The sequence below is a fragment of the Fictibacillus iocasae genome, assembly GCF_042665465.1.
Lineage (GTDB): Bacteria > Bacillota > Bacilli > Bacillales > Fictibacillaceae > Fictibacillus > Fictibacillus iocasae.
Genome location: NZ_JBHTCP010000016.1, coordinates 212,309 through 239,048 on the forward strand (window position 1 = coordinate 212,309; position 26,740 = coordinate 239,048).

Annotated in this window: 21 protein-coding genes; all 21 read left to right on the forward strand. The window is 45.8% G+C overall.

The features are described from left to right. Nucleotides 1-10 precede the first annotated feature (10 nt). The 21 genes from ACFQPF_RS11015 (at nt 11) to yfmH (ending at nt 26,737) form a co-directional block, all read left to right on the forward strand. Complete coding sequence (locus tag ACFQPF_RS11015; RefSeq protein ID WP_379749557.1) at nt 11-952, forward strand: bifunctional riboflavin kinase/FAD synthetase; 942 nt, start codon at nt 11-13, stop codon at nt 950-952. Nucleotides 953-1,084: 132 nt separating this feature from the next. Beyond that, the gene (gene rpsO / locus ACFQPF_RS11020; RefSeq protein ID WP_379749559.1) at nt 1,085-1,354 is read left to right on the forward strand and encodes a 30S ribosomal protein S15; all 270 of its coding nucleotides are present in this window, start codon (nt 1,085-1,087) and stop codon (nt 1,352-1,354) included. A gap of 348 nt (nt 1,355-1,702) precedes the next feature. Continuing rightward, nucleotides 1,703-3,814 carry a polyribonucleotide nucleotidyltransferase gene (locus ACFQPF_RS11025; protein ID WP_379749561.1) on the forward strand — a complete coding sequence of 704 codons (2,112 nt, stop codon included), beginning with the start codon at nt 1,703-1,705 and terminating at the stop codon, nt 3,812-3,814. A 234-nt stretch (nt 3,815-4,048) separates the two neighbouring features. After that, nucleotides 4,049-5,029, forward strand: coding sequence for a polysaccharide deacetylase family protein (locus ACFQPF_RS11030; RefSeq protein WP_379749563.1), 981 nt, complete (start codon nt 4,049-4,051; stop codon nt 5,027-5,029). 84 nt (nt 5,030-5,113) lie between these two features. Continuing rightward, nucleotides 5,114-6,355, forward strand: coding sequence for a M16 family metallopeptidase (locus tag ACFQPF_RS11035; protein ID WP_379749565.1), 1,242 nt, complete (start codon nt 5,114-5,116; stop codon nt 6,353-6,355). Nucleotides 6,356-6,712: 357 nt separating this feature from the next. Beyond that, nucleotides 6,713-7,606, forward strand: a complete 894-nt coding sequence (gene dpaA / locus ACFQPF_RS11040; protein ID WP_379749567.1) for a dipicolinic acid synthetase subunit A — start codon at nt 6,713-6,715, stop codon at nt 7,604-7,606. Between the two features lie 6 nt (nt 7,607-7,612). Next, nucleotides 7,613-8,200: a dipicolinate synthase subunit B gene (gene dpaB, locus ACFQPF_RS11045; RefSeq protein ID WP_379749569.1), complete on the forward strand. Its 588-nt coding sequence runs from the start codon at nt 7,613-7,615 to the stop codon at nt 8,198-8,200. A 147-nt stretch (nt 8,201-8,347) separates the two neighbouring features. Next, complete coding sequence (gene asd / locus ACFQPF_RS11050; RefSeq protein WP_379749571.1) at nt 8,348-9,391, forward strand: aspartate-semialdehyde dehydrogenase; 1,044 nt, start codon at nt 8,348-8,350, stop codon at nt 9,389-9,391. Nucleotides 9,392-9,414: 23 nt separating this feature from the next. After that, nucleotides 9,415-10,677, forward strand: coding sequence for an aspartate kinase (gene dapG, locus ACFQPF_RS11055; RefSeq protein ID WP_379749573.1), 1,263 nt, complete (start codon nt 9,415-9,417; stop codon nt 10,675-10,677). 13 nt (nt 10,678-10,690) lie between these two features. Next, nucleotides 10,691-11,557: a 4-hydroxy-tetrahydrodipicolinate synthase gene (gene dapA / locus ACFQPF_RS11060; RefSeq protein ID WP_379749575.1), complete on the forward strand. Its 867-nt coding sequence runs from the start codon at nt 10,691-10,693 to the stop codon at nt 11,555-11,557. A gap of 442 nt (nt 11,558-11,999) precedes the next feature. After that, nucleotides 12,000-13,667, forward strand: coding sequence for a ribonuclease J (locus ACFQPF_RS11065; protein ID WP_379749577.1), 1,668 nt, complete (start codon nt 12,000-12,002; stop codon nt 13,665-13,667). Between the two features lie 174 nt (nt 13,668-13,841). Further along, on the forward strand, nt 13,842-14,615 hold the full coding sequence (locus tag ACFQPF_RS11070; RefSeq protein ID WP_379749578.1) for a ClpP family protease: 774 nt from the start codon (nt 13,842-13,844) through the stop codon (nt 14,613-14,615). Further along, nucleotides 14,615-14,821, forward strand: coding sequence for a YlzJ-like family protein (locus tag ACFQPF_RS11075; protein ID WP_379749580.1), 207 nt, complete (start codon nt 14,615-14,617; stop codon nt 14,819-14,821). The genes ACFQPF_RS11070 and ACFQPF_RS11075 overlap by 1 nt, the downstream gene beginning before the upstream one ends. Before the next feature lie 223 nt (nt 14,822-15,044). After that, the gene (locus ACFQPF_RS11080; protein ID WP_379749582.1) at nt 15,045-17,378 is read left to right on the forward strand and encodes an FtsK/SpoIIIE family DNA translocase; all 2,334 of its coding nucleotides are present in this window, start codon (nt 15,045-15,047) and stop codon (nt 17,376-17,378) included. A 326-nt stretch (nt 17,379-17,704) separates the two neighbouring features. Further along, nucleotides 17,705-18,430, forward strand: a complete 726-nt coding sequence (locus ACFQPF_RS11085) for a GntR family transcriptional regulator (protein WP_379749584.1) — start codon at nt 17,705-17,707, stop codon at nt 18,428-18,430. A gap of 92 nt (nt 18,431-18,522) precedes the next feature. Further along, nucleotides 18,523-19,596 (forward strand): BMP family lipoprotein, encoded by a 1,074-nt coding sequence (locus tag ACFQPF_RS11090; protein WP_379749586.1) that lies wholly within the window; start codon nt 18,523-18,525, stop codon nt 19,594-19,596. A 175-nt stretch (nt 19,597-19,771) separates the two neighbouring features. Then, the gene (locus ACFQPF_RS11095) at nt 19,772-21,295 is read left to right on the forward strand and encodes an ABC transporter ATP-binding protein (RefSeq protein WP_379749588.1); all 1,524 of its coding nucleotides are present in this window, start codon (nt 19,772-19,774) and stop codon (nt 21,293-21,295) included. Then, on the forward strand, nt 21,295-22,347 hold the full coding sequence (locus ACFQPF_RS11100; RefSeq protein ID WP_379749590.1) for an ABC transporter permease: 1,053 nt from the start codon (nt 21,295-21,297) through the stop codon (nt 22,345-22,347). The genes ACFQPF_RS11095 and ACFQPF_RS11100 overlap by 1 nt, the downstream gene beginning before the upstream one ends. A gap of 1 nt (nt 22,348) precedes the next feature. Next, a complete protein-coding gene (locus ACFQPF_RS11105) occupies nt 22,349-23,311 on the forward strand; it encodes an ABC transporter permease (RefSeq protein WP_379749592.1) in 963 nt (320 codons plus the stop codon). Nucleotides 23,312-24,171: 860 nt separating this feature from the next. Next, nucleotides 24,172-25,458, forward strand: a complete 1,287-nt coding sequence (gene yfmF, locus ACFQPF_RS11110; protein WP_379749594.1) for an EF-P 5-aminopentanol modification-associated protein YfmF — start codon at nt 24,172-24,174, stop codon at nt 25,456-25,458. Further along, the gene (gene yfmH / locus ACFQPF_RS11115) at nt 25,448-26,737 is read left to right on the forward strand and encodes an EF-P 5-aminopentanol modification-associated protein YfmH (RefSeq protein WP_379749596.1); all 1,290 of its coding nucleotides are present in this window, start codon (nt 25,448-25,450) and stop codon (nt 26,735-26,737) included. The genes yfmF and yfmH overlap by 11 nt, the downstream gene beginning before the upstream one ends. Nucleotides 26,738-26,740: the final 3 nt, after the last annotated feature.

Here is a 26,740-nt window from a genome sequence, read left to right on the forward strand (position 1 = left end):
GTGTGCTGCATTGGAAACAATCATCTTATCTCATCCACACGATTTTAAAAAAGAAGATATGCCAGCTTGTGTCCTAGCATTAGGATATTTTGACGGCATTCATATCGGTCATCAAAAAGTGATTTCTGCGGCTAAAGAAACAGCTGAAAAGCTAGGTGTCTTATCTGCTGTGATGAGCTTTCACCCTCATCCTTCAGTCGTGCTCGGCAAGAACAATGTCCATTGGACGTACTTAACACCTTTGGAGCAAAAAAAGAGGATATTAGAGAAGCTTGGCATCGACCGCTTTTATATTGTCACGTTCGACCAAGAATTTGCTTCATTAGCACCCGAAGATTTTATCGAAAGCTATGTAAAAGAACTTCATGCTGTCCATGTTGTGACGGGCTTTGATTTTACGTACGGTAAACGCGGGGCAGGCAACACCGAGTCTCTCAAAACTATGGCTGAGGGTAGTTTTGGCCTTACGGTGATCATGAAGGTGGAACGAGACGGCATCAAGGTCAGCTCCACCCTGATTAGAAATAAGCTGCAGGAAGGCAGTGTATCACAGCTGAGAGAATACTTTGGCCGTCTCTACACTGTACAGGGTCGAGTGATCCCAGGCGATCAAAGAGGACGGACGATCGGCTTTCCTACAGCCAACCTCGACACAGGAAGCTATACGCTGCCTGCAGTCGGCGTCTATGCCGTGCAGGCAGAATATAATGGCCGTCTCTACAGCGGCATGGCCAATATAGGCTTTAAGCCGACTTTCCAGAAAACCGCAGAAAAGCCGAACCTTGAAGTGCATTTGTTTGATTTCGAGCAAAATATATATGGCGAGACCCTGACTGTCCATTGGATCGACAGAATCAGAAGTGAAGTGAAGTTCGCCTCCATCCAAGACTTGATCAGCCAGCTGGCTGCTGATAAAGAAAGTGCTCATAAAATGATACGCCAGCTGCAATAACACTTGCTTTTTTGTTTGAAAAACGCTATTCTATTACATGTACTAAAAAAGTACAAAAACCTCTGCTTGGCAACGCGATTTTCACCGACGCTTGCTCAGTAGAAGGGGCTAATTACAAAGGAGGTGAAAAGGATGGCTATCACTCAAGAGCGCAAGAATGATTTGATTGCTGAGTACAAGACACATGATACGGACACTGGTTCTCCAGAAGTTCAAATCGCTATCCTTACTGAATCAATCAATCAGCTTAACGGACATTTGCGTACGCACAAGAAGGATCACCACTCACGCCGTGGTCTTTTGAAAATGGTTGGTAAGCGCCGTAACTTGTTAACATACCTTCGAAACAAGGATATTACTCGTTACCGTGACCTTATCGGCAAATTGGGATTACGTCGTTAATTTCAATGGAAAAGCGGGATTATATCCCGCTTTTTTTAATGGATAAAAAAATGTTTGCCATACATACTGCCCGTGTATATTGCTCATGCCAGTGCAGGCTGTCATTCATTCTGTTATTCTCAATAGCAGGATGTCAATGACTGAGATTGGTCTCTTTTTTCAGGTACATGCTTTTTTCCAAGATTGAGTGCCATACATGCTCTTCTGTAAAAGCTGTATTGCCTAAAAGATGACCAGTCAGATTAGCATTTTCTTTCTAGTTTTTCTTTTTAGGAAGGATTAGGGTAGGATATAATAGAAGAATAAATACTGGATATGTTTTAGTTTTGAGAGGAGTACCTAATAGACATGGAACAAGAGAAAAGAATTTTTTCAATGGACTGGGCAGGGAGAACGCTGACGTTTGAGATCGGTGAGCTTGCCAAGCAGGCTAACGGTGCAGTATTTGTCAGATATGGAGATACAGCTGTTCTTTCCGCTGCTGTCGCTTCTAAGGAACCTAAAAACTTAAGCTTCTTCCCGCTTACAATTAACTATGAAGAACGATTATACGCGGTCGGAAAAATACCTGGCGGGTTCATTAAACGGGAAGGACGTCCGAGCGAAAAAGCGATTTTGGCTAGCCGCTTGATCGACCGCCCGATTCGTCCGCTGTTCGCTGATGGATTCCGAAACGAGGTTCAGGTTGTCAGCACAGTAATGAGTGTGGATCAAAACTGTTCTTCAGAAATGGCTGCGATGATCGGATCCTCACTCGCTCTATCGATCTCTGATATCCCGTTTGACGGACCTATCGCAGGAGTGACAATCGGCCGCATAAACGGAGAGTTCATTGTTAACCCGACGATTGAGCAAAACGAAAAAAGCGACATTCATCTTGTCGTAGCTGGAACAAAGCACGCGATCAACATGGTAGAAGCGGGAGCACTTGAGGTGCCCGAAGAAATCATGTTAGAAGCGATCATGTTCGGACATGAAGAGATCAAAAAATTGATTGCCTTCCAAGAGCAGATTGTCGCTGAAGTCGGCAAAGAAAAAATGGCGGTTCAGCTTTACGAGCTTGACGCTGACCTTCTTGCCGAAGTCCGTGATTTTGCTGAGGCAGATGTTAAGGAAGCGGTTAAGGTAGTCGAGAAGCATGCGCGCCAGACTGCTCTTGATGAAGTGAAAGACCGCCTTGTCTCCCGATATGAGGAAGACGAGGAAAGAATCCCGAAAGTGAAAGAGATTCTGCAAAAGATTATTAAAGAAGAAGTGCGCCGTTTGATCTTAAAAGATAAAGTGCGTCCTGATGGCCGAAAAATCAATGAAATCCGTGCTTTATCATCACAAGTAGGCATTTTGGCAAGAACACACGGCTCTGGTTTGTTCACGCGCGGCCAGACTCAGGCATTGAGCATCTGTACACTTGGTGCGCTAGGCGATGTTCAAGTACTGGATGGCCTTGGTGTAGAAGAGTCCAAGCGTTTCATGCATCAATACAACTTCCCTCCGTTTTCGGTCGGTGAAACAGGCTTTATGCGCGGTCCTGGCCGCCGTGAAATCGGTCACGGTGCATTAGGTGAGCGTGCGATCGAAGCAGTCATTCCGAGCGAAGAAGAGTTCCCTTATACGATCCGCCTCGTTTCAGAAGTGCTGGAGTCGAACGGTTCAACATCGCAGGCGAGCATCTGCGCAAGCATCCTTGCGTTGATGGATGCTGGTGTGCCGATCAAAGCGCCAGTCGCAGGTATCGCGATGGGACTCGTGTCTGATGGTGAGGACGTTACAGTACTGACTGACATTCAAGGAATGGAAGATCACCTTGGAGATATGGACTTTAAAGTAGCAGGAACAAATAAGGGAGTAACGGCTCTTCAGATGGATATCAAGATTTCCGGGATCACGCGAGAAATTCTTGAAGAAGCATTGATTCAAGCGAAAGAAGGACGAATGCATATCCTGAATTCCATGACATCAACCATCGATACACCGCGCGGGGAGCTTTCTCAGTTCGCACCTAAAATTATCAGCATGAAGATCAATCCTGATAAGATCCGTGATGTAATCGGGCCGAGCGGAAAAATCATCAACAAGATCATTGAAGAAACCGGTGTTAAGATCGACATCGAACAGGACGGATCGGTCTTTATCGCTTCCACTAATGAAGAGATGAATCGTAAAGCGAAGAAAATCATTGAAGATATTGTCAGAGAAGTACAAGTCGGCGAGTACTATCTTGGCAAAGTGAAGCGCATTGAAAAGTTTGGCGCATTTGTTGAACTGTTCAGCGGAAAAGACGGCCTCGTCCACATTTCGGAGCTTGCTGAAGAGCGGATCGGAAAAGTAGAGGATGTTGTGAAGCTTGGCGATGAGATTATGGTCAAGGTGACGGAAATCGACGGCCAAGGCCGTGTCAACCTTTCACGCAAAGTCGTATTAAAAGAGCAGAAAAAGGAACAAGAAGAACAAAAAGCGTAAGACGAAACCGGAAGTGCCTAGGCACTTCCGGTTTTTTTACCTTTAAGGAAGCATAACTTTTTAAGAATGGAGGAATTCGAGCAAAAAGGTAACGAACAAAGCATACGTGCAACTAAGGCTGACGAGATAGGCTGGATCTCAGCCACGTTTTCTGCACGCAGAACAGCATATCCATTCTTTTATCGTTCTAACCTGTCCTATAAGGACATACCTTTTTTACAAGGAGGGAAGACGATGAAAAGAAAGACTCTTCAAGTTTTGACGTTCTCATTCATCGCTGGAGCAGCAGCGTTAACCATCCATAATCCTTTTACGAATACGTATATTGAACATATAAAAGCACATACAACATCGGTTTCACAATTAGAATCCAACTCGATCTTTCAGCAGATTAAAGAAAAAGCAAAAGCCTATAATGCCCCCCCAGTTAATGCCGAGATCAATCCGGTATGGAAAGCGGTTCCCGGCTATAATGGAATCGTGGTTGACATGGAACAATCATTGAAGAACATGAGAAAAGAAAACCGTTTTGACGAAAAGAAACTAGTATTCAAACAAGTGAAGCCATCCATCTCCCTAAACGATCTTCCTCCCTCTCCTATCTATAAAGGCAACCCGCAAAAACCGATGGTCACCTTTCTTGTGAACGTCGCATGGGGAAATGAGCATCTACCTGTTATCCTAAGCACAATGAAAAAGCATGGCATTCACTCCACCTTTTTTTTGGACGGAACATGGGTGAAAAAAAACCCGACACTAGCCAAAATGATCAGCGAAGAAGGCCATGAAATAGGCAACCATGCCTATACCCATCCGGATTTAAAGAAATTGACACGGGCGAGGATCACAGAAGAGCTAAAAAATACGAATGATGTCATTAAAGCGACCATTGATGAAGAACCTAAATGGTTTGCGCCGCCAAGCGGGAGCTTCCGAAACGAAGTGGTTCAGATCGCCTCAGAGATGAACATGAAAACGATATTATGGTCTGTCGATACCGTTGACTGGCGCAATCCGAACACATCGGACATGGTCGAACGTGTGCTAGGTAAAGTGCATCCTGGAGCGATGGTCCTTATGCATCCTACTGGAACAACGGCGGAAGGCCTTGAGTTTCTGATTAAAGGAATTAAGCAGAAAGGATACAGTATCGGGACAGTATCCGAGCTGCTTGATGAAGAAAGGATTCACCCGAGCCGTGTGAAGAAGCAATAACAAAGTTGTATGCCAATATACTTAATGGTATATTGTTCCTATGATAATCTGTGCTTTACCACAAGACAGCTAGGGGGAAACAAGTTGATAGTCAGACATACTTGCCCGAATGGCGTACGCATCGTACTGGAGCAAATTCCTACAGTGCGTTCCGTTGCCATCGGAATCTGGATCGGGACCGGCTCCCGATTTGAAACAGCCGAACAAAATGGGGTCTCTCATTTTTTAGAGCACATGTTCTTTAAAGGAACAAAAAGCAGAAGTGCAAGAGAGATCGCGGAGTCGTTTGACAGTATCGGCGGTCAAGTAAATGCCTTTACTTCAAAAGAATACACGTGCTATTACGCGAAAGTGCTCGATACTCATGCACCTCTTGCGCTCGACGTGCTGTCCGATATGTTCTTCAACTCTGTGTTTGATGAGGGAGAACTAGCAAAGGAAAAGAACGTCGTGCTAGAAGAAATAAAAATGTACGAAGATGCACCCGATGATATCGTTCATGACATGCTCAGTAAAGCAAGCTTCAGCGAGCATGCACTAGGGCTGCCGATACTTGGTACGGAACAGACATTAAATACGTTTAGCGGCACTACCCTCAGAGACTACATGGACTCTCACTATTTTCCAGGTAACGTCGTGGTTTCTGTTGCAGGAAACGTGGACGAAAGCTTTATAAAGAAGATAGAAGATTATTTTGGTTCCTATAAAGCTTCCGGATCCTCCCTTCTTTATGATAAGCCTGAGTTTTCCGCTCACAAGGTGGCCCGCAAGAAAGAAACAGAGCAGGCTCATCTTTGTCTTGGTTTCCCGGGATTGTCTCTAAAAGACAAAAGAAGTTTTTCACTGATCGTGCTGAATAACCTGTTTGGATCAAGCATGTCAAGCCGTCTTTTCCAGGAGATTCGCGAGCAGAGGGGCCTTGCTTATTCCGTGTTTTCCTATCATTCTGCTTATACGGACAACGGACTGTTCACAATCTATGGCGGAACTGCGCCACATCAGATGGATGAGCTTTATGACACAGTGATAAACATATTGGATGATCTGAAATCGGAAGGAATAACAGATAAAGAGCTAGTGAACTCAAAAGAGCAGATAAAGGGCAGCCTCATGCTGAGCCTTGAGAGCACAAACAGCAGGATGAGCCGAAACGGTAAGCAGGAACTGATCCTAAACTATCACCGTTCGCTCGATGAAATGGTCGATCTCATTGACGGAGTAACTAAGGATTCTGTAAACTCTCTCATTCTAGATCTGTTCAACGGACAAAGCTCAGCTTCTCTTGTAAGTCCAAGCGGCACTCTGCCAAAAGGGCTGATTCAATAATAAAATGAACCGCTGGTGTTCAGGCCATCCGCCTGGACACCAGTTTTTTTATTTATGTGCTGTGACGATCAATAATCTCTGAATTGGCAGCGGATGATGGTTGGCTGTTGGAGAGCAGTTCAATGGAGAAGACAGACGCAATGTGTACAATACGAACGGGCAAGGAGATGAAAAATGGGCGCAGCACATCTAAGCTGCCCAAAACCGTCTTAATCGAGGTGAATATACTAAAGGGTAAGATAAGCTTGCCGGTTAGTTAGCGGGGAAACAGTGTCACCTATTGGGCATGGTGCTCATAAGATGTGAACGAATAGTTGAAATCCCCTGGTTAATGAATATAGAGGAAGGGGAGTAAGCATGTTAACGGATTTAAACATTGCGATTTTGGGCGGAGACGCCAGGCAGCTTGAAGTGATACGAAAACTGACAGAACTTGATGCCAACCTCATTTTAGTGGGTTATGACCAGCTTGATCACGGTTATACAGGTGCGAAAAAAATGGAGATGGATGAGGTGGATTTCACAAGCATAGATATCATCGTGCTCCCGGTGAGCGGTACCGGACAAAAGGGAGAGATCGACACCATCTTTTCCAATAAGAAAATGGTATTAACAGTGGAACAGCTGAAATTGACACCTCCTGGATGCCATATTTATTCAGGAATTTCCAATGCCTATTTAAATAAGATTGTCTCTGACAGCGGCCGCAAGCTGACTCAGCTGTTTGAGCGAGATGATGTGGCGATCTACAACAGCATTCCGACGGCTGAAGGAACGATCATGATGGTCATTCAGCATACCGATATTACCATTCATCAATCGAATACAGTCATACTAGGGTTTGGCCGTGTGGGGATGACAGTTGCCCGTTCCTTCCAAGCACTTGGTGCAAACGTCAAGGTCGGGGCAAGGCGTTCGGAGCACATTGCGAGGATTGCTGAGATGGGGTTCACACCTTTTCATCTGGACGCACTGAAGAATGAAGTGTGGAACGTAGATGTGTGCATCAATACGATCCCTTCTGCCATCGTCAACTCTGATGTGATCTCTAAAATGCCCTCTCATGCCCTGATCGTAGATCTGGCTTCCAAGCCTGGAGGAACGGATTTCAGATTCGCGGAAAAACGAGGCATTAAAGCGATGCTCGCGCCGGGTCTGCCTGGGATTGTTGCACCCAAGACAGCAGGCAAAATCGTGGCGAATGTGCTCTCACAGCTGATCTATGAAGACAGAAAATCTAGAAAGGGGTAGGATGGAATGGATGTTAAGGGTAAGCATATTGGGTTTGGCCTTACCGGTTCGCATTGCACGTATGAAGCAGTCGTTCCACAAATACAAAAGCTCGTGGATCTTGGTGCAAAAGTTACTCCTTTTGTCACCCATACTGTTCAGAACACGACGACCCGTTTTGGAGCCGGTACAGATTGGCTGGCGAAAATCACAGAGATCACCGGTATCGAAGCAGTCGATTCTATCGTCAAAGCTGAGCCGTTCGGTCCGAAAACGCCACTCGATTGTATGGTTATCGCCCCGTTCACAGGGAACAGCATCTCTAAGCTTGCCAACGCTATGACCGATTCAGCTGTTCTTATGGCGGCAAAGGCAACGTTAAGAAACCAGTCACCTGTTCTGCTTGGCATCAGTACGAATGACGGTCTGGGGCTCAATGGCATGAACATCATGAAGCTGCTTGGTGCGAAAAACATCTATTTTATCCCGTTCGGGCAGGACGATCATGTGAATAAACAAAACTCGCTTGTCGCTCATATGGATCTGCTCGTAGAATCTGTAGAGCATGCGCTTGAGAAAAAACAGCTGCAGCCTGTACTGCGGATGTACACCTGAATCTCAAGTAAATATGGACTTACATTTATGATAAAATAAGATATAATACGTGTAACGTAATTGGGGAGAAACAACTTTTGTTTCTCCTTATGCTGCATTTTATACAAAATCAGCTAACGTAACTGAACAATAAAGGAGTTTTGGAAAATGAGCAGCAAACCATTGCATATCGCAGTTGTCGGTGCGACAGGTGCGGTTGGACAGCAGATGCTGAACACACTTGAACAGAAAAATTTCCCGTTTGAAAAGCTCACTCTGCTTGCGAGCAAACGCTCGGCAGGACAGGTAATAGAATTTAAAGGCCAGTCTTATACAGTACAAGAAGCGGTGCCAGAAGCATTTGCAGGGGTGGATCTTGCTCTTTTCTCGGCAGGAGGTTCTGTCTCTAATGCACTCGCCCATGAAGCGGTAAAGCGCGGGGCGATTGTTGTGGATAATACAAGCGCGTTCCGTATGGATCCGAATGTTCCTTTGGTTGTTCCTGAAGTAAATGAAAACGATCTTCTTGATCATAAAGGAATTATCGCCAATCCAAACTGTTCAACCATTCAGATGGTAGCTGCGCTGCAGCCTCTCCATGAAAAATTCGGCTTGAAAAAAGTGGTCGTATCCACCTATCAGGCAGTATCTGGTGCAGGAGCTAAAGCCATCGAAGAATTGAAAAGCCAGGCGCAAGCGATTCTTGAAGAGAAGGCGTTCACTCCAGAAATACTTCCATGCGGCGCAGATAAGAAACATTATCAAATCGCTTTCAATGCCATTCCGCAAATTGACCTGTTTCAAGATAACGGGTTTACTTACGAAGAAATGAAAATGATGAACGAAACGAAGAAAATCATGCATTTAGACGATCTTCATATTTCTGCCACATGTGTCCGACTGCCTGTCGTTACTGGACATTCAGAGTCGCTGTATGCAGAATTTGAAAAAGGTGGAGCATCGGTGCAAGAAATAAGGGAGATTCTCTCTGATGCGGAAGGAATCACTCTGCAAGACAACCCAGAAGAACAGATCTACCCAATGCCGGCAAGTGCCGTAGGACTGCCGGATGTCTTTGTGGGCAGAATTCGCAAAGACCCTGATAATGATCATGGCTTTCATATGTGGATCGTATCAGACAACCTGCTTAAAGGGGCAGCATGGAATTCCGTGCAGATCGCAGAAAGCCTCTTGAAACTCGGATTGCTTTAATCTCACAAAGTAGGTGTAACTTTATGAAAATAGTCGTGCAAAAATTCGGCGGCACTTCTCTGAAAGAAGAGTCGGGAAGAGAAAAAGCGCTCGGACATATAAGAAAAGCTGTAAAAGAAGGGTATAAGGTTGTCTGCGTCGTATCAGCTATGGGGAGGAGCGGTGACCCTTATGCGACAGACACACTATTAGCGCTGGCCGGCGGCACAGAAAGAATGTCGCGCCGTGAGTATGATCTCCTTCTATCGTGCGGAGAGGTCATTTCTTCTGTAGTATTTTCAAGCATGCTTAACGGAAACGGACTATCAGCGACCGCTTTAACTGGTCCCCAGGCTGGTTTTAGGACGAACGACGATCACGGGAACTCAAGGATACTTGATATGAAGTGTGACAGGCTGAAAAAGGAGCTAGCAACCTATGATGTCGTCGTTGTCGCAGGTTTCCAAGGACAAGCGAAGAACGGTGACGTGACAACCTTGGGAAGAGGCGGAAGCGACACGTCTGCCAGTGCGCTAGGTGCGGCACTTAATGCTGAGTGGATTGATATTTTCACCGATGTTGAAGGTGTGATGACAGCTGATCCGAGAATCGTAAAAGATGCGCGGCCCCTTTCTGTTGTCACCTATAACGAAATCTGCAACATGGCCTACCAAGGAGCGAAGGTGATTCATCCGCGAGCAGTAGAGATTGCCATGCAGGCGAAAATCCCGCTTCGAATCCGTTCAACCTATTCGGATCTGCCCGGCACTCTTGTTACATCGATGACAAAAGGCGGTGCTGGAAAAGATGTGCAGGATTCAGTCATCACAGGCATCGCCCACGTCTCCAACATAACGCAGATCAAGGTGCTGGCCAAAGACGGCCAATACGACCTGCAGACCCAAGTATTCAAAGCGATGGCTCAAGAACTTATTTCTGTTGATTTTATCAACATCAGCCCGATGGGGGTGGTGTATACCGTTATGGATGAGATGACGGATAAAGCGGTCAACAAGCTTCGTACCTTAGGGTATGATCCGCAGGTGACCCGCGATTGTGCCAAAGTCTCCGCTGTAGGGGCTGGCATAGCCGGAACGCCTGGAGTGACAGCGGCGATCGTGGAGACACTTTCATCCCGAAACATCCCGATACTGCAGTCAGCAGACTCGCATACAACCATCTGGGTGCTTGTAAAAAGGGAAAATTTAATAGAAGCGGTGAATGCGCTGCATCACACATTCCGTCTCGACCAAGAGAACAACGAAGGCCTTTATAAAATAGTAGAACAGCATATTAAAGAGCATTAAAGGAGTGTTGGTAATGAATTTCGGCCAAATTAGCACAGCGATGGTCACGCCGTTTGACAGCCGCGGAAACATTGACTTGAACCGTACAACCAAGCTGATCCGCCATCTTATCGAAAATGGAAGCGACAGCCTTGTCGTTGCCGGGACGACTGGAGAATCCCCGACCCTGACGAATGAAGAGAAGATCGCCCTTCTCCGTCATGTTGTAAAAACGGTAGGAGGCAAAGTCCCTGTTATCGCAGGAACCGGAAGCAACAATACGAGAGCGTCCATTGAGCTTTCAAAAAAAGCGGAGGCAGAAGGTGCCGATGCCATCATGATCGTCGCTCCGTATTACAACAAACCGAGCCAGGCGGGAATCGTGGCCCATTATAAAGCGATTGCTGAATCCGTATCACTTCCTGTAATGGCATATAATATACCTGGCCGTTCCATCGTTTCATTTACACTTGATACGGTAAAAAGGCTGGCTGATGTTCCTAATATTACGGCATTGAAAGATGCAGGAGGGAACCTGGATTTCATGGCTTCTGTCATCGAAGAAACAAGGGATGACTTCTTGTTGTACAGCGGTGATGATGGATTGACGCTGCCGGCTATGGCTATTGGAGCAGCAGGAGTCGTTTCTGTTGCCTCACATGTGATCGGAAACGAGATGCAGGAGATGATTGCTCTTTTCCATGACGGAAAAGTAAAAGAAGCAGCCTCTATACATCGCAAACTGCTGCCGGTAATGAACGAGCTGTTTAAAGCCCCGAGTCCGGCGCCCGTAAAAACGGCACTTCAGCTGAAGGGACTTGATGTCGGCGGTGTTAGGCTGCCGCTTCTCCCGCTTGATGAAAACGAAAGAAAATCGTTGGCAGCTGCGCTGCAAAGATAACCAAACAACAAAAGCTGATTATAAGAGCACACGGTAGAACTGGCCCGAATTTTGGCCAGTTTTTCTTTTATACTTTAATGAAATATAACGTTTTAACAGTAGAGGAAATCGACGAAGTCAAAAAGTTTAGGAACTAAGTATCAGTGCATCTAAGTCTGACGTGTGAATCGTGGTGAAAGCGGCCAGTACAGGAACTGGTTGCGGGCAGGCGGCCATGCTCAATGAATTCTATCACCAGAAAAGCTGGCCACGTTCTTTTATTTTTGCTATGGATGAACTGCTGCAAGCGATAACGGCACTTATAAAGATAGGCTCGTCAAAACCGCTTCTTTTTTCTTTTTTAACGCTCTCTTCTTGTTTTCGGTTTTCATTGTGGGATATAATAGGGTCAAGTGACGTGACCGGGTTTCATTTTTTATACAGCATAGGAGGATTATACAAATTGTCAAAACAGAATAAAGAAAAAATCAAAGTATTCGCCTTGGGCGGTGTGGGCGAGATCGGCAAGAACATGTATGTGGTCGACACGGGCGAAGAGATTTTTGTTATGGACGCTGGACTTATGTTTCCGCAAGAAGAGATGCTCGGAATTGATATCGTCATTCCTGACGTCAGTTATCTTGCTGAAAACATTGATAGGGTAAAAGGGATTTTTCTTACACATGCCCATGAAGACCATATTGGAGGCTTGCCATACATACTGAAGCAAGTTCCGGTTAAGGTTTATGGAACGAGACTGACGCTAGGTCTTGTAGAAGCAAAGCTGAAAGAAGCTGGAATTCTAGCGTCTACAACACTGGAACTGATTGATTCAAACACAGAAGTGCCTTTTGAAAGTGCGAAAGTCACGTTTTTCGGTACAAACCATAGCATACCAGACTCAGTAGGAATCGCGATTCACACGTCACAGGGAATTATCGTAAATACTGGGGATTTCAAGATCGATCATACACCGATCGACGGCAAGCATACCGAGTATCACAAAATCACTGCTTTATCTGAAAAAGGCGTTCTTTGTTTGCTGTCAGACAGCACAAACGCTGAACGGCCAGGTGCGACGGGATCGGAAGAAACCGTCGGAAAAGATATTATCGACGCTTTCCGCAATGCGAAAGGGCGAATCATCATCGCATCATTCGCATCGAACGTTCACCGTGTTCAGCAAGTCTTGAATGCAGCGGCACTAACGAACCGAAAGATCGCGGTTTCCGGCAGAAGCATGGTAAAAGTTGTCGATATCGCTACACAGCTCGGCTATTTAACGATGGAGAAAGACTTGATCATTCCGGTCGATGCGATCAACGATTATCGCGAAGACCGTGTTGTGATCTTGACTACAGGAAGCCAAGGCGAATCGATGGCCGCTCTGTCACGCATGGCTAACGGCATGCACCGCCAGATCACGCTGCGCCAAAGCGACACCGTCATTATTGCCGCGACACCGATTCCAGGAAACGAGACAGCTGTAGCACGAATCGTTGATAAACTGATGCGTACAGGTGCTGATGTTATTTTCGGACAAAAGAAAGTTCACGTATCCGGACACGGAAGTCAGGAAGAACTTAAACTGATGCTCTCATTGATGAAACCCAAATACTTTATGCCTGTCCACGGTGAATACCGCATGCAAAAAGCGCACCAAAAGCTTGCGGTTCAAACCGGAGTGGCTCCAGAAAATATCTTTATCGTGGATAAAGGAGAAGTGATTGAGTTCACTGGTGGCGAGGGCCGCAAGCAAGGCAAAGTCCCTTCAGGCAATATTCTTGTAGATGGAAAAGGTGTTGGAGATATCGGGAACATTGTTCTTCGTGACCGTAAATTGCTTTCGCAGGATGGCATAATGGTCGTGGTCGTCACAATCAGCAAGGCAACACACCAGATTATTTCTGGTCCTGAGATCATATCAAGAGGCTTTGTTTATGTAAGAGAAAGCGAAGCCCTCCTGCAAGAAGCGAACGAGCTTGTCAGACAGGTTCTTGATAAGTGCATGGCAGAGAAAGTGAAAGAATGGTCTTCATTAAAATCGAATATCCGCGACTCTCTGGCTCACTTCTTGTTTGACAAAACAAGAAGACGCCCGATGATCATGCCGATCATCATGGAGATCTAACTTTTTTAAGCCCGCATAAAGCGGGTTTTTATTTTTCCCTACCCAATAAAGATTCATGACGGCTTCTCGCCTAATGAAAGCTGCTTGCCTCTGAGTAGACAGACAAAGGATGGAGTGTATGGCAGCATCGCGATGGGCTCATACTAAGAAAAAATGAGAAGCGGGGAATGCCATATGCCAGAACTGCCGAATTACAGTGAACAGCCCAATGTTCAAGAAGAAACAAAAACGAATGTACCTGAAAAGAAAGAAGAGCAAGATCAGGGATCACTGTTAAGTAAAATTCAAACATTAGGTCAGACCAACATCCCGCAGATGGAAGGCTCCAGTATCCACTGCTTGACGATCGTCGGCCAGATTGAGGGACATGTCCAGCTGCCGCCCAACAATAAAACGACGAAATATGAGCATTTAATACCTCAGCTTGTCGCCATTGAGCAGAACCCGAAAATTGAGGGTGTTCTCGTCATTCTAAACACGGTTGGAGGAGATGTTGAAGCGGGGCTGGCGATATCTGAAATGCTTGCATCGCTTTCAAAACCAACCGTATCACTCGTCCTTGGAGGAGGACATTCCATCGGAGTGCCGATCGCCGTATCAGCTGACTATTCGTTCATTGCTGAAACGGCCACCATGACGATTCACCCTGTCCGGCTGACAGGGCTTGTAATCGGGGTGCCTCAAACCTTCGAGTACCTTGACAAGATGCAGGAGAGAGTCATAAATTTTGTGATCGCTCATTCAAAAATCACAGAAGAAAAATTTAAAGAGCTGATGTTTTCAAAAGGCAACCTGACACGCGACATCGGAACAAACGTTATCGGTAAAGATGCGGTGCAATATGGGTTGATCGATGAGGTTGGAGGGGTGGGGCAAGCCTTGAAAAAGCTGAATGGCTTCATCGAAGAAAAGAGAAAAGACAACGACTGCCAGGATGTGATGCAATAATGTGGTACACCATGATGCCAAAAGAACTGATGTTTCCTGAGGCAGAAGGAAGCGAGCAGGCTGTGCAGAATATAATGCTGTATAATAACATACCAGTGCTCATCGAAAAGGAAGATCATTCATCTTATCGCATTGTCAGGGTTTTAAGCACAGATCCTGCTCACTTTCTGCTTGACGATTGCCAGCCAGGTTCAATAATTAAATAAAATACGAACAAATGGTCCTGTTATGATATACTTAACCAGAGTCAGTTTCTCCAGCAGCCTTCAGCAATAGGGCTGCTTTCTTTGACTTTTATATGCAAAATGGAACGAATGACCACGGATATGGAAATGCGGTGCAAGGACTGTTCGATTCACGGACGAATGAAGCTGTATGTAAGTGCCTTACATAAAGAGGCAAGCAGGACATCTAAAGAGGTGACAGGTTATGGGAAAAAAGAATAAAAAAAGGTCTAAGAAGGCGGCGGCCTGGAAAGAGCAGCTAACGTATGAAGTGGCAGGATTGTCTCTGCTAGCGTTATCCTTGTTGGCGATGGCCAGGATGGGGAACGTGGGACTGGCTGCTGTCCATTTTCTCCGTTTTTTTGCAGGAGAGTGGTATGGTGTCCTGTTAGCAGGAACGACTGCCGCAGCACTGTATTTAATTATCCAGCGAAAAATGCCGCCGATGTGGACTAGACGATTAGCCGGCGGCTATATTATGTTATGTTCATTCTTAGTGCTCAGCCACCTCACGCTATTTGAACATCTGACAAACGGCGGGCAATGGAAGAACGCATCGGTCATCCATCACACATGGGATTTATATTGGATGCAGATCAAAGGAAACACTGCTCTGCAAGATCTTGGAGGCGGCATGATCGGGGCGATTTGTTTTGCCTTAAGCTACTTTTTGTTTGCAGCAGCTGGCACCAAAATGGTCATTTTCTTTTTGATGGTGATCAGCATCGTTCTTATCACGGGTAAATCTTTATCAGATGTTCTGAAAAAAGTGCTCGAAACCATCAGGAAATCAGCAGGAAATACATACAAACGCATGAAAGAGAGACAAGAAACACGGGCAGAAGAAAAACGAATGCAGCAAGAAAACGAGCAGGATTTAGATGCAGAACCCGTTTACGCTGAAAATATCGAGCTCGAAGACGATGAATTGCTTATCGAAGATTTCACTCAACATGTGCAGCAGGCGCCTGCTGTTCAGCTGAAATTTGCTTCAAGGGGCTTTGAGGGTGATAGTAAACAAGGAACACAGCAAACGGGCGAGGCTGAAGAACGGCCAGCAGAACCTGTTGTACAATTTGAACAGCCTCCCGTTGCGAATGAACATTATGTGCTGCCTTCTATGGATTATCTGATTATGCCTAAATCAAACAACAGCCATAAAGATCGACAGCATACCGCGAGCAAACTGAATGCCCGCAAACTGGAGAAAACGTTTGAAAGCTTTGGTGTGAAAGCAAAAGTGGCGAAAGTGCATTTGGGGCCGGCAGTCACGAAATATGAAGTGTATCCGGATACTGGTGTGAAGGTCAGCAAAATCGTTAACCTGAGTGACGATCTCGCACTTGCACTCGCTGCAAAAGATATCCGTATCGAAGCGCCGATTCCCGGAAAATCGGCTGTTGGAATCGAAGTGCCAAATCAGGAAGTAGCGATGGTGAGTTTGAGGGAGGTGCTAGAAGCTCCTCCGTTTCAGCTCAACCATGCACCTCTTGCTGTCGGGCTTGGCCGGGACATTTCCGGTGAGCCGATCATCGGGGACCTCGCCAAAATGCCTCACCTCCTTGTTGCCGGGGCAACCGGAAGCGGAAAGAGTGTGTGCATCAACGGGATTATAACGAGCATTCTGATGAAGTCGAAGCCGCATGAAGTGAAAATGATGATGATCGATCCCAAAATGGTCGAATTGAACATGTACAACGGCATTCCCCATCTCCTTGCCCCCGTCGTGACCGAGCCTAAAAAGGCTGCTCAAGCCTTGAAGCGAGTGGTGTCAGAAATGGAAAGGCGGTATGAACTCTTTTCTCACAGCGGAACAAGAAACATTGAAGGCTATAACGAAAGTGTTCGTAAAAATAACGCAAAGAATGAAGCCAAACAGCCAGAACTTCCTTATATCGTAGTCATTGTTGATGAACTGGCCGATCTGATGATGGTCGCATCAGGCGATGTGGAAGATGCCATCACCCGGCTCGCCCAAATGGCGCGTGCAGCCGGCATCCATTTAATCATCGCAACACAGCGTCCTTCCGTTGATGTCATTACAGGAGTGATCAAGGCCAACATCCCGTCACGCATAGCCTTCAGTGTCTCGTCTCAGACCGATTCCCGCACGATACTGGATATGGGAGGGGCAGAGAAACTGCTTGGCAGAGGTGACATGCTGTATCTTCCAGCCGGCTCATCCAAGCCAGTGAGGGTGCAAGGTGCATTCCTCTCCGACGCTGAAGCGGAACAAGTCGTCGAGCATTGCATTCAGCAGCAGAAGGCTCAATATCAGAACGAAATGATACCGACGGAAGAGGCAGAGCCTACTATGGAAGCGGAGGATGAACTGTTTGAAGAAGCCGTGAAGCTTGTAGTAGACATGCAGACAGCATCCGTTTCCATGCTGCAGCGCAGGTTTAGAGTAGGGTATGCCAGAGCGGCAAGACTCATTGATGTGATGGAAATGAAAGGGATCGTCGGACCTTATGAAGGAAGCAAGCCAAGAGAAGTCCTCATTTCGAGTATTCCGTCCGGCGAAGCGTCTTCCTCTTAAAAAAAGCTGCATCAGCCAAGTGAAGGCTGGTGCAGCTTTTTTATAGTGATAATCATGTTTAACTTGTTATTGAGGCTCGTGCAAAATGCTTAGTGTCAGCCAAGATTCTGTAGTGCTGGACGCAAATGAGGGCAGGCGATGCTTCGCTTCCTAGTAATGCTGAAATGTCATTGCCTGTCAATATTAAAAATTTCTAAAAATAGTATTTATTTATAAGATTAGAAATGGTATATTAATGTCGATTATTAAGAAATTATGTCAAATACGTAACAGTCTTTTAGGTACAAACCGTTTTGGCATCAGGAATAAAAGGTGTGATGTAGGGTATGTCAATCAAAGTAGACCACCGTCTTCTTTATGTGAAAGTCATTGAAAAGATTAAAAAAGACATAGAAGAGGGCGTCTACAGTGAAGGAGAAAAGCTTCCTTCTGAGTTTGAACTGGCACGCCAGCTGGGCATCAGCCGGGCCACTTTAAGAGAAGCGCTCCGAATTCTCGAAGATGAAAACGTTGTCATCCGAAAGCATGGGGTCGGAACGTTTGTCAGGACCCGTGCACTATTTTCAGCAGGAATCGAAGCCCTCTCATCCGTTACAGAAACCATTGAACGCGGCGGGAAGAGTGCGGGGACCATCTTTCTTTCTTCTGAAAAAATAAAGGCGCCAGAGGATCTAGAAGCCAAATTTGGCAGTCCGCTCTCTAACGGGTTGATGCGCATCGAACGAGTACGGACCGCTGATTCGGAGCCAGTCGTTTTTTGTGAGGATTATGTTCCATATGACCTTTTTCCGATGAAAGGCATCCATGAGCACCAGTCGCTGCTTGACCTTCTTGAAAAGGAAGCAGGTAAACGGGTGATGTACGCCGTCGCGGACATCCAGCCGATCGGTTATCATGAGAAAATTTCAGAGATTCTTCAATGTGAGGAAAAGTCTCCTATGCTTGCTCTTATGCAGATGCATTATGATCAATTTGATCAGCCTGTTCTTTATTCTTGCAACTATTTCAGAGCAGATAAGTTTCAGTTCTCTGTTGTAAGAAAGCGCTTTTAACCATTTTTACTCTTTTTAGGAGGTGGTTTTCCGGGGTACGGTTTTACTTCTTTTCGTCTTTTAAACACATTAAAACTCAGGGGGAAATATTCATGAAAAAGAAAATGGCTTTAATGCTTAGCTCTGTATTGACTGCAGGAACGCTTCTTGCAGGCTGCGGCTCATCTGATGATGCAAAAACGGGAGACAAAGGCAGCAAGAAGGAAAACTTCAAGGTCGCGATGGTTACAGATACTGGCGGCGTAGATGATAAATCATTCAACCAATCTGCTTGGGAAGGTATGCAGAAATTCGGAAAAGACAATTCTCTTGTGAAGGATACAGGATTCAAATATCTTCAGTCTAACGCGCAGAGTGATTATAAGCCGAATTTGAACGCGCTGATCCGCCAAGATTTTAAACTGATTTTCGGAATCGGTTTCCTTATGGCTGAAGACGTCAAGCAAGTTGCTCAGCAGAAGCCTGATGCACACCTTGCAATCGTTGATATGGTCGTGCCAGAGAAGAACGTTGCGAGCATCACATTTAAAGAGCATGAAGGTTCTTTCCTTGTTGGTTTGATCGCAGGACTGCAGACTAAGTCAAACAAAGTCGGCTTTGTAGGCGGAGTAAACAGTGAACTGATCAAGAAGTTCGAAAACGGATTCAAAGCAGGAGTACTTGCCGCTAACCCGAAGGCTGAAGTGATGGTTCAGTACGCTGAAGACTTCAACAAAGCAGAAAAAGGACAAGCGATTGCCGGTACAATGTACGGAAAAGGCGCAGACATCATCTATCACGCTGCTGGCGGAACAGGCATGGGTGTATTCACAGAAGCGAAGAACCTGAAAAAGAACGGCAAAGATGTTTGGGTAATCGGTGTTGACCGCGATCAGCACGAAGAAGGAATGCCTGAAAACGTAACATTGACTTCAATGGTTAAACGTGTTGATACAGCTGTTTATGATGTTTCAAAACTTGCAATGGATGGCAAGTTCCCAGGTGGAGAGATCGTAGAGTTCGGTCTTGACAAGGATGGCGTTGGTATCGCGCCTACACAAGAAAACGTTTCAAAAGATGCACTTAAGATGGTAGAAGAGTACAAGCAGAAAATCATCAAAGGCGAGGTCACTGTTCCAAAAACAGATGACGAATTCAAAGATTTCCAATCTAAACAAGGCAAGTGATTTTTAGGGACAAAGGCTGGTGCTTATGCCAGCCTTTGTTGCCAGTTTAGGACCTTTTAACCAGTTAATGACAATAAAGCCAAGGCTTGGCAGCGGCCAAGCCTTTTTTGCAGCAAGTCACCTCGCTTGATTCATAGTGAGGCAAAGCTGCTATTTTGGTAAAGTGGGTGAACTCATGGAATATGTAATTGAAATGCGGAACATACGCAAAGAATTTCCGGGCATCGTCGCCAATGATGATATAACCCTTCAAGTGAAGAAAGGGGAGATCCATGCGCTGCTCGGAGAGAATGGCGCTGGTAAATCGACCCTGATGAACGTATTGTTTGGCTTATATCAGCCTGAAAGAGGCGAGATCATTGTAAAAGGAAAAAAACTTGAGCAAAATGATCCGAACATCGCAAACAGCATGGGAATCGGGATGGTGCATCAGCACTTCATGCTCGTTGACAAATTTACCGTAACCGAGAATATCATACTTGGAAAAGAGCCTGTAAAAGGCGGAACGGTAGATGTGAAGAGTGCAGCAAAAGAAGTGGAAAGGCTTTCGAAGCAATATGGGCTTTCTGTTAACCCGAACGCGAAAATAGAAGAAATTTCAGTCGGCATGCAGCAGCGTGTGGAAATCGTAAAGACGTTGTACCGCGGAGCTGAAATTTTGATATTTGATGAGCCGACCGCAGTGCTGACGCCTCAGGAGATCAAAGAGCTCATTCAGATCATGAAGAAGATGGTTCAAGAAGGCAAGTCAATCATTTTGATCACACACAAATTAAAAGAAATTATGGAAGTGTGTGACCGCTGTACAGTTATCCGCAGAGGGCGAAGCATCGGAACGGTCGATGTGAAGGATACGAACCCTGATGCGCTCGCAGCCATGATGGTCGGACGCGAGGTCAACTTTAAGGTTAACAAAACGGAAAGTGTACCAAAGCATGCGGTCTTGGAAATGAAAGATGTATCGGTTGTGGACAGCAGAAAGGTTCCGGTCGTGGACGGTCTTACTTTGACTGTGAATGCTGGAGAAATTCTCGGTATCGCAGGAGTGGACGGAAACGGACAGACGGAGATGCTTGAAGTCATGACGGGTCTGAGGAAAGCGGACTCTGGAAAGATTACGCTTAACGGAAAAGACATTACGAACAAGCCGCCGCGCAAGGTTACGGAATCCGGACTTGGGCACATACCTGAAGACCGCCATAAGCACGGTCTCGTCCTAGACTTTTCTGTCGGAGAAAATATTGTGCTTCAGACCTATTATCAGAAGCCTTTTTCAAAAGGCGGCATTCTGCAGTTTAAGCCGATCTTTGACAAAGCGAAGAAGCTTGTTGAGGAATTTGACGTGAGGACTCCAGATGTTTATACGCCAGCTAGGGCACTCTCCGGTGGAAACCAGCAAAAGGCTATAATCGCCCGGGAAGTGGACCGAAGCCCTGATTTCTTGATCGCTGCTCAGCCGACACGCGGACTGGACGTGGGAGCGATTGAGTTCATCCATTCTAAATTGATTGCCGAGCGAGACAATGGCAAGGCTGTCCTTCTCGTATCGTTTGAACTGGATGAAATCATGAACGTGAGTGACCGGATCGCGGTCATCTATGAAGGAAAAATTACCGCGATCGTGGATCCGAAAGAAACGACAGAACAAGAGCTTGGGCTTCTCATGGCAGGCGGCAAGAAAGCAGGTGTTATCGCATAATGGAAAACCAAAGTAAACTTATGAAACTATCCGTTCCGGTTATATCCGTTATTTTAGGGCTGTTGATCGGAGCTGTCATCATGGCGGTCAGTGATTATAATCCGCTTAAGGCGTACAGCGCTCTTTTTGAAGGGATTTTCGGCGGCAGCTATTTTCTAGGAGAAACAATACGCCAGATGACTCCGCTTATTTTGTCTGGGCTAGCGGTTGCCTTTGCTTTCAGGACTGGCCTTTTTAACATCGGAGTAGAAGGACAGCTTCTTGTTGGCTGGCTTGCCTCGGTGTATGTCGGTGTCACGGTCGATGCACCCGCGGTTATTCATATCCCTTTAGCGATTGCTGCTGCAGCTGTAGCCGGCGGGCTTTGGGGAGCGGTCCCTGGCTTTTTGAAAGCCCGGTTCATGGTACACGAAGTCATCACGACAATCATGATGAATTATATTGCATTATACTCAACTAACGCCATCATTCGTGCCTACTTGCTCGCTCCTGGCGAACGGACGGAATCGATTAAACAATCCGCATCGTTAAAATCGGCATGGCTTGAGAATGCGACGGACTATTCAACCTTGCATTATGGATTCATCGTAGCCCTTATCGCAGCAGCTGTTATGTGGTTCATCCTTTGGCGTACAACAACAGGCTATGAACTCCGTTCTGTCGGCTTTAACCAGCACGCTTCTCAATACGCAGGAATCAATGTGTCCCGCAACATCGTGCTGTCGATGGCCATTTCAGGTGCTTTCGCTGGTATGGCTGGAAGCATGGAAGGCCTTGGAACGTATCAGTATATGACGATTAACGCAGGATTTACTGGTGTAGGATTCGACGGGATTGCGGTTGCGCTGCTTGGAGCCAACAGTGCGCTAGGAGTCATTTTTGGTGCTGCATTGTTTGGAGGCTTGAAGATTGGTGCTCTCAACATGCAGTCGATCGCAGGTGTTCCGACTGAGATCATCGGAATCGTTATCGCGCTGATCATTTTCTTCGTCGCGTGCAGCTATCTTGTTCACTGGGTTGTGAACAGAGTGAATAAAGGGGGTAAGATTTAAGATGGGACTTATGGAAATACTGGCGATCATCATACCTGCTGCCATCGTTTCTGCCGCACCCTTAATTTTCACAGCACTCGGAGGAGTGTTCAGTGAGCGTGCAGGAGTCATCAATATCGGCCTAGAAGGCCTTATGCTTTTTGGCGCTTTTACAGGTGCTGTGTTTACGTATTACGGCGAGCAATGGGGCTTAGGAGCTGCGTCTCCATGGGTAAGCTTTCTTTTTGCCATGGCAGCGGGGGCTCTTTTATCCCTTGTTCATGCGGTTGCCTCCATTTCATTGAAAGCAGATCAAACGGTAAGCGGTGTGGCATTGAACTTTCTTGCCGCAGGACTTGCAATCTTTTTAACGAAGAAAATCTTTGATGCGGGACAGACTCCTGTTATAAGCGAGCGTATTTCAAAGTGGGACATCCCTGTATTGTCTGATATTCCTGTAATAGGAAAACTGTTCTTCTCAAATGCGTACTCTACTTCATTTCTTGCCATCGCACTTGCGGTTTTAGCGTGGTTTGTAATTTACAAAACACCGTTCGGCCTCCGTCTGAGAGCGGTCGGCGAACATCCGATGGCAGCTGATACGATGGGTGTGAACGTTGTACGGATGAGATATACCGCTGTTCTTTTGAGCGGGGTATTCGCCGGTCTTGGCGGAGCGGTTTACGCGGCATCGATCTCTGGAAACTTTACTCATTCAACAATACTCGGACAAGGGTTTATGGCGCTTGCTGCGATGATTTTCGGTAAGTGGCATCCTCTTGGAGCGATGGGAGCGGCTCTATTTTTCGGGCTTGCTCAGAGCTTAAGCATCACCGGACAGCAAATACCCGGAATACAAGACATCCCGCATGTGTACTTGCTGATCTTGCCTTATGTATTGACCATTCTTGCCCTAGCAGGACTTGTGGGACGTGCTGACGCTCCTAAGGCGATCGGACAGCATTACGAAAAAGGAAAAAGATAGGGTTTGTAAAAAAACAGGACGGTATAATCATGACATTGTAAAACTGATCCGTTTCAGCCGTTTTACCTTTCTATTACAAAGGCTCTTTTCGTAGAGATTGTTGCTTATGAAACGTCTAATTATGCAAAATTTATACTGCGAGATTGCCTATGTGTAAGTTCAGCGATCTAGTTTTCTAAACATTATCCCAAAGAATGGTTGTACATCATCTAACAAGGTCTTTTTACCTTAATCAACTTTGAATCCTTGATTGAGAGGTTGATCGTAGTGAAAGGCACCGACTCCTCGAAAATGAAAATCACATTTTCTTGCGTTTGATGTCTTGCTGCGCCGCCTTCCTTATCCTGCGAGTGGGAGTGAGAAGGTGAGACCTTCCAAAGGCGCTTGGCTAGCGGATAGCTCACCATGTCCAGCAGAAAAGGGTAGCCCCTCGAGTTCAAATGAGTAAGTGCCCAATAAGTCACAAACCGATCTTCTCGGTCCCTTCCTCATTTGCTTGTCCTAGGCTGAACGAGCCGTTTCTGCTTTTCGCCATATGCCTCTGGATAAGCGTGCGCCTGTATCGGAGATCAACCACTTCTTAGAATTCTAAAAGCAACAATGATTGCGAAAAAAGCTATTATAAGAAAACCAAGGGCAACGCAGTGCTATCATGCGTTGCCCTTGGTTTTTAGCATATGGGGGCTATTTTTAGCGGATAGTAGGGTTTCATTGATAAAGTTTTCGGTCAAATGTTCGCAACTTTATCTTTCTGGCAGGAATAGTACTGCTTGTTACCGAAAGTGGGTAAAATATAAAATGGGTAAAAAATGATGTTCGCTGCTCATCGCTATTCAACATACATAAGGAGGATTATGAACATGCAATATGTGGACCATCTTAAAGAAGAGCTGTCCGGACTGACACTTCATACGGTCCAGACAAAGAAATATAAGACTAATTCTATCGTCCTTCAGCTTCTGCGGCCGATAGAGGGTGAGAATGTAACAAAACGCGCTCTGCTTCCATTCGTGCTGCAAGCAGGGACGAAACAGTTGCCCTCTTCAAAAGCTATTAGAGGTGCATTAGACGACATGTACGGAGCTTCTCTCTCCGTGGATCTTTCAAAAAAAGGGGAAAATCAGGTGATCAGCCTGCGCCTAGAGGTGGCCAACGAGAAATTTTTGTCTGACAGCACACCTTTGTTTGAACAGTCTCTGAAGCTCTTATCGGAGATCTTGCTTCAGCCCGCTGCGGAAAACGTAAGCTTTTTAGAGGAAATCGTGAATAAGGAAAAGCGGTCATTAAAGCAGCAGATTGAATCCATTTATGATGATAAAATGCGCTACGCGAACAAGCGGCTTCTTGAAGAGATGTATCAGGATGAGCTGTACCGATATAATGTGTACGGAGAAGAAAAAGAAGTGGACCGCATTACGCCCAAGGAGCTGTATGAGTATTACCAAAGTGTCATTTCCCGAGACAAGATGGACCTTTATGTGATTGGAGATACAGCGCAGCTTAACGTGCGTGAGGCTGCTGAAAAGTATTTTCAGCTTGCAGGCAGAAACAGTGACAATCCTGTTTCAAAGAAGGACGAAATACAGCCGGCAAAAGTAAACGAAGTGTTTGAGGTGCAGGATGTCCAGCAAGGAAAGCTGAACATGGGTTACCGCACCTATACGACGTATAACGACAGTGATTATTATGCATTGCAGGTTTGCAACGGTGTTTTTGGAGGTTTTTCACATTCCAAGCTTTTTATGAATGTGCGCGAAAAGGAAAGCCTTGCCTATTATGCTGTATCTAGGTTCGAAAGCCATAAAGGTGCCGTTTTTGTCATGAGCGGAATTGAAGCGGCGAACTATGAGAAGGCAGTAAAAATCATCAAGGAGCAGCTTGATGAAATCGTTTCTGGAAACATTACGGATTCTGAACTCGAGCAGACAAAAGCGATGATCAAGAACCAGATCCTTGAGACCATCGATTCAAGCTTCGGGCTCACTGAAGTATTGTATCATGCCGTCGTTTCCGGCACAGACAGAACAGTGGAAGAGTGGCTCTCTGGAATTGATGCGGTCACGAAGAAAGATGTGACGGAGGTAGCGAAGAAACTGAAACTCGATACGATCTACTTTTTGAAGGGAGGCGCTTCGGATGCAGAATAAACAGTTTGGCCAGCTTGATGAGACGCTTCATTATGAAGAAATGGAGAACGGGTTGAAGGTGTATGTGCTCGAGAAGAAGGGTTTCAATAAAACATACGCCACGTTCACGACGAATTATGGATCAGTTGATAACCATTTTGTTTCGCCTGGAAAAGAAGAGGCTGTTAAGGTGCCTGATGGCATCGCCCATTTTTTAGAGCATAAGCTGTTTGAAAAAGAAAAAGGGGATGTGTTTCAGGATTTCAGCAAGCAAGGCGCATCCGCTAATGCTTTTACGACATTCACGCGGACGGCTTATCTGTTCTCCACAACGGGTGATGTGAAAACGAACCTCTCGACTCTTATCGATTTTGTTCAAGAACCTTATTTTACAGAAAAGACCGTCGAGAAGGAAAAGGGCATCATAGGACAGGAAATCAGAATGTACGATGATAACCCTGATTGGCGTGTATATTTTGGGCTGATTGAGAACATGTTCAAACATCATCCTGTCAAGATTGACATCGCAGGAACAGTCGAATCGATCTCAGACATCACAAAAGATATGTTATACGAATGCTATGAAACGTTTTACCATCCAAGCAACATGATTTTATTTGTTGTGGGTCCTGTGGATGCCGAAGAAATTATGAGCCTCATACGCACAAACCAATCCAGCAAAGGGTTCAGCGACAAGCCCCCGATCAAGCGCCTTTTTGATGAGGAACCTGCCGGGGCTGCAAGAAAAGAGCATGTGATACACATGCCAGTACAGACTCCAAAATGCTATATCGGATTTAAGGAAAACTCACCGGGGCGCCAAGGCAAAGAACTGCTGAATCATGAGCTCACAGTAAACCTTCTGCTCGATATCCTGTTTGGCAAAAGCTCTGCTAATTATGAAAAACTGTATAACGACGGATTGATCGACCACACCTTTTCATTTGACTACACTGAAGAATGTGGATTCGGATTCAGTATGCTTGGCGGAGACACTAAACAACCGGAGAAACTCGCCCAAAGCATCCGTAGAATGGTCGCTGCTGCCAAACAAACAAAGCTTGATGAGCACAGTTTTGAGCGAGCCAGAAAAAAGAAAATCGGTTCGTTTTTAAGAGCGTTAAATTCTCCTGAGTTCATCGCTAATCAGTTTACACGCTACGCGTTTAACGGCATGGACCTGTTCGATGTTATCCCTGCGCTGGAATCACTGAACGCAAAAGAAGCAGAAAGAGTTTTAAACAATCACTTTACCGATGAGGCGATGACCGTTTGCACCGTGCAAAAAAAGCCGTCATAATAA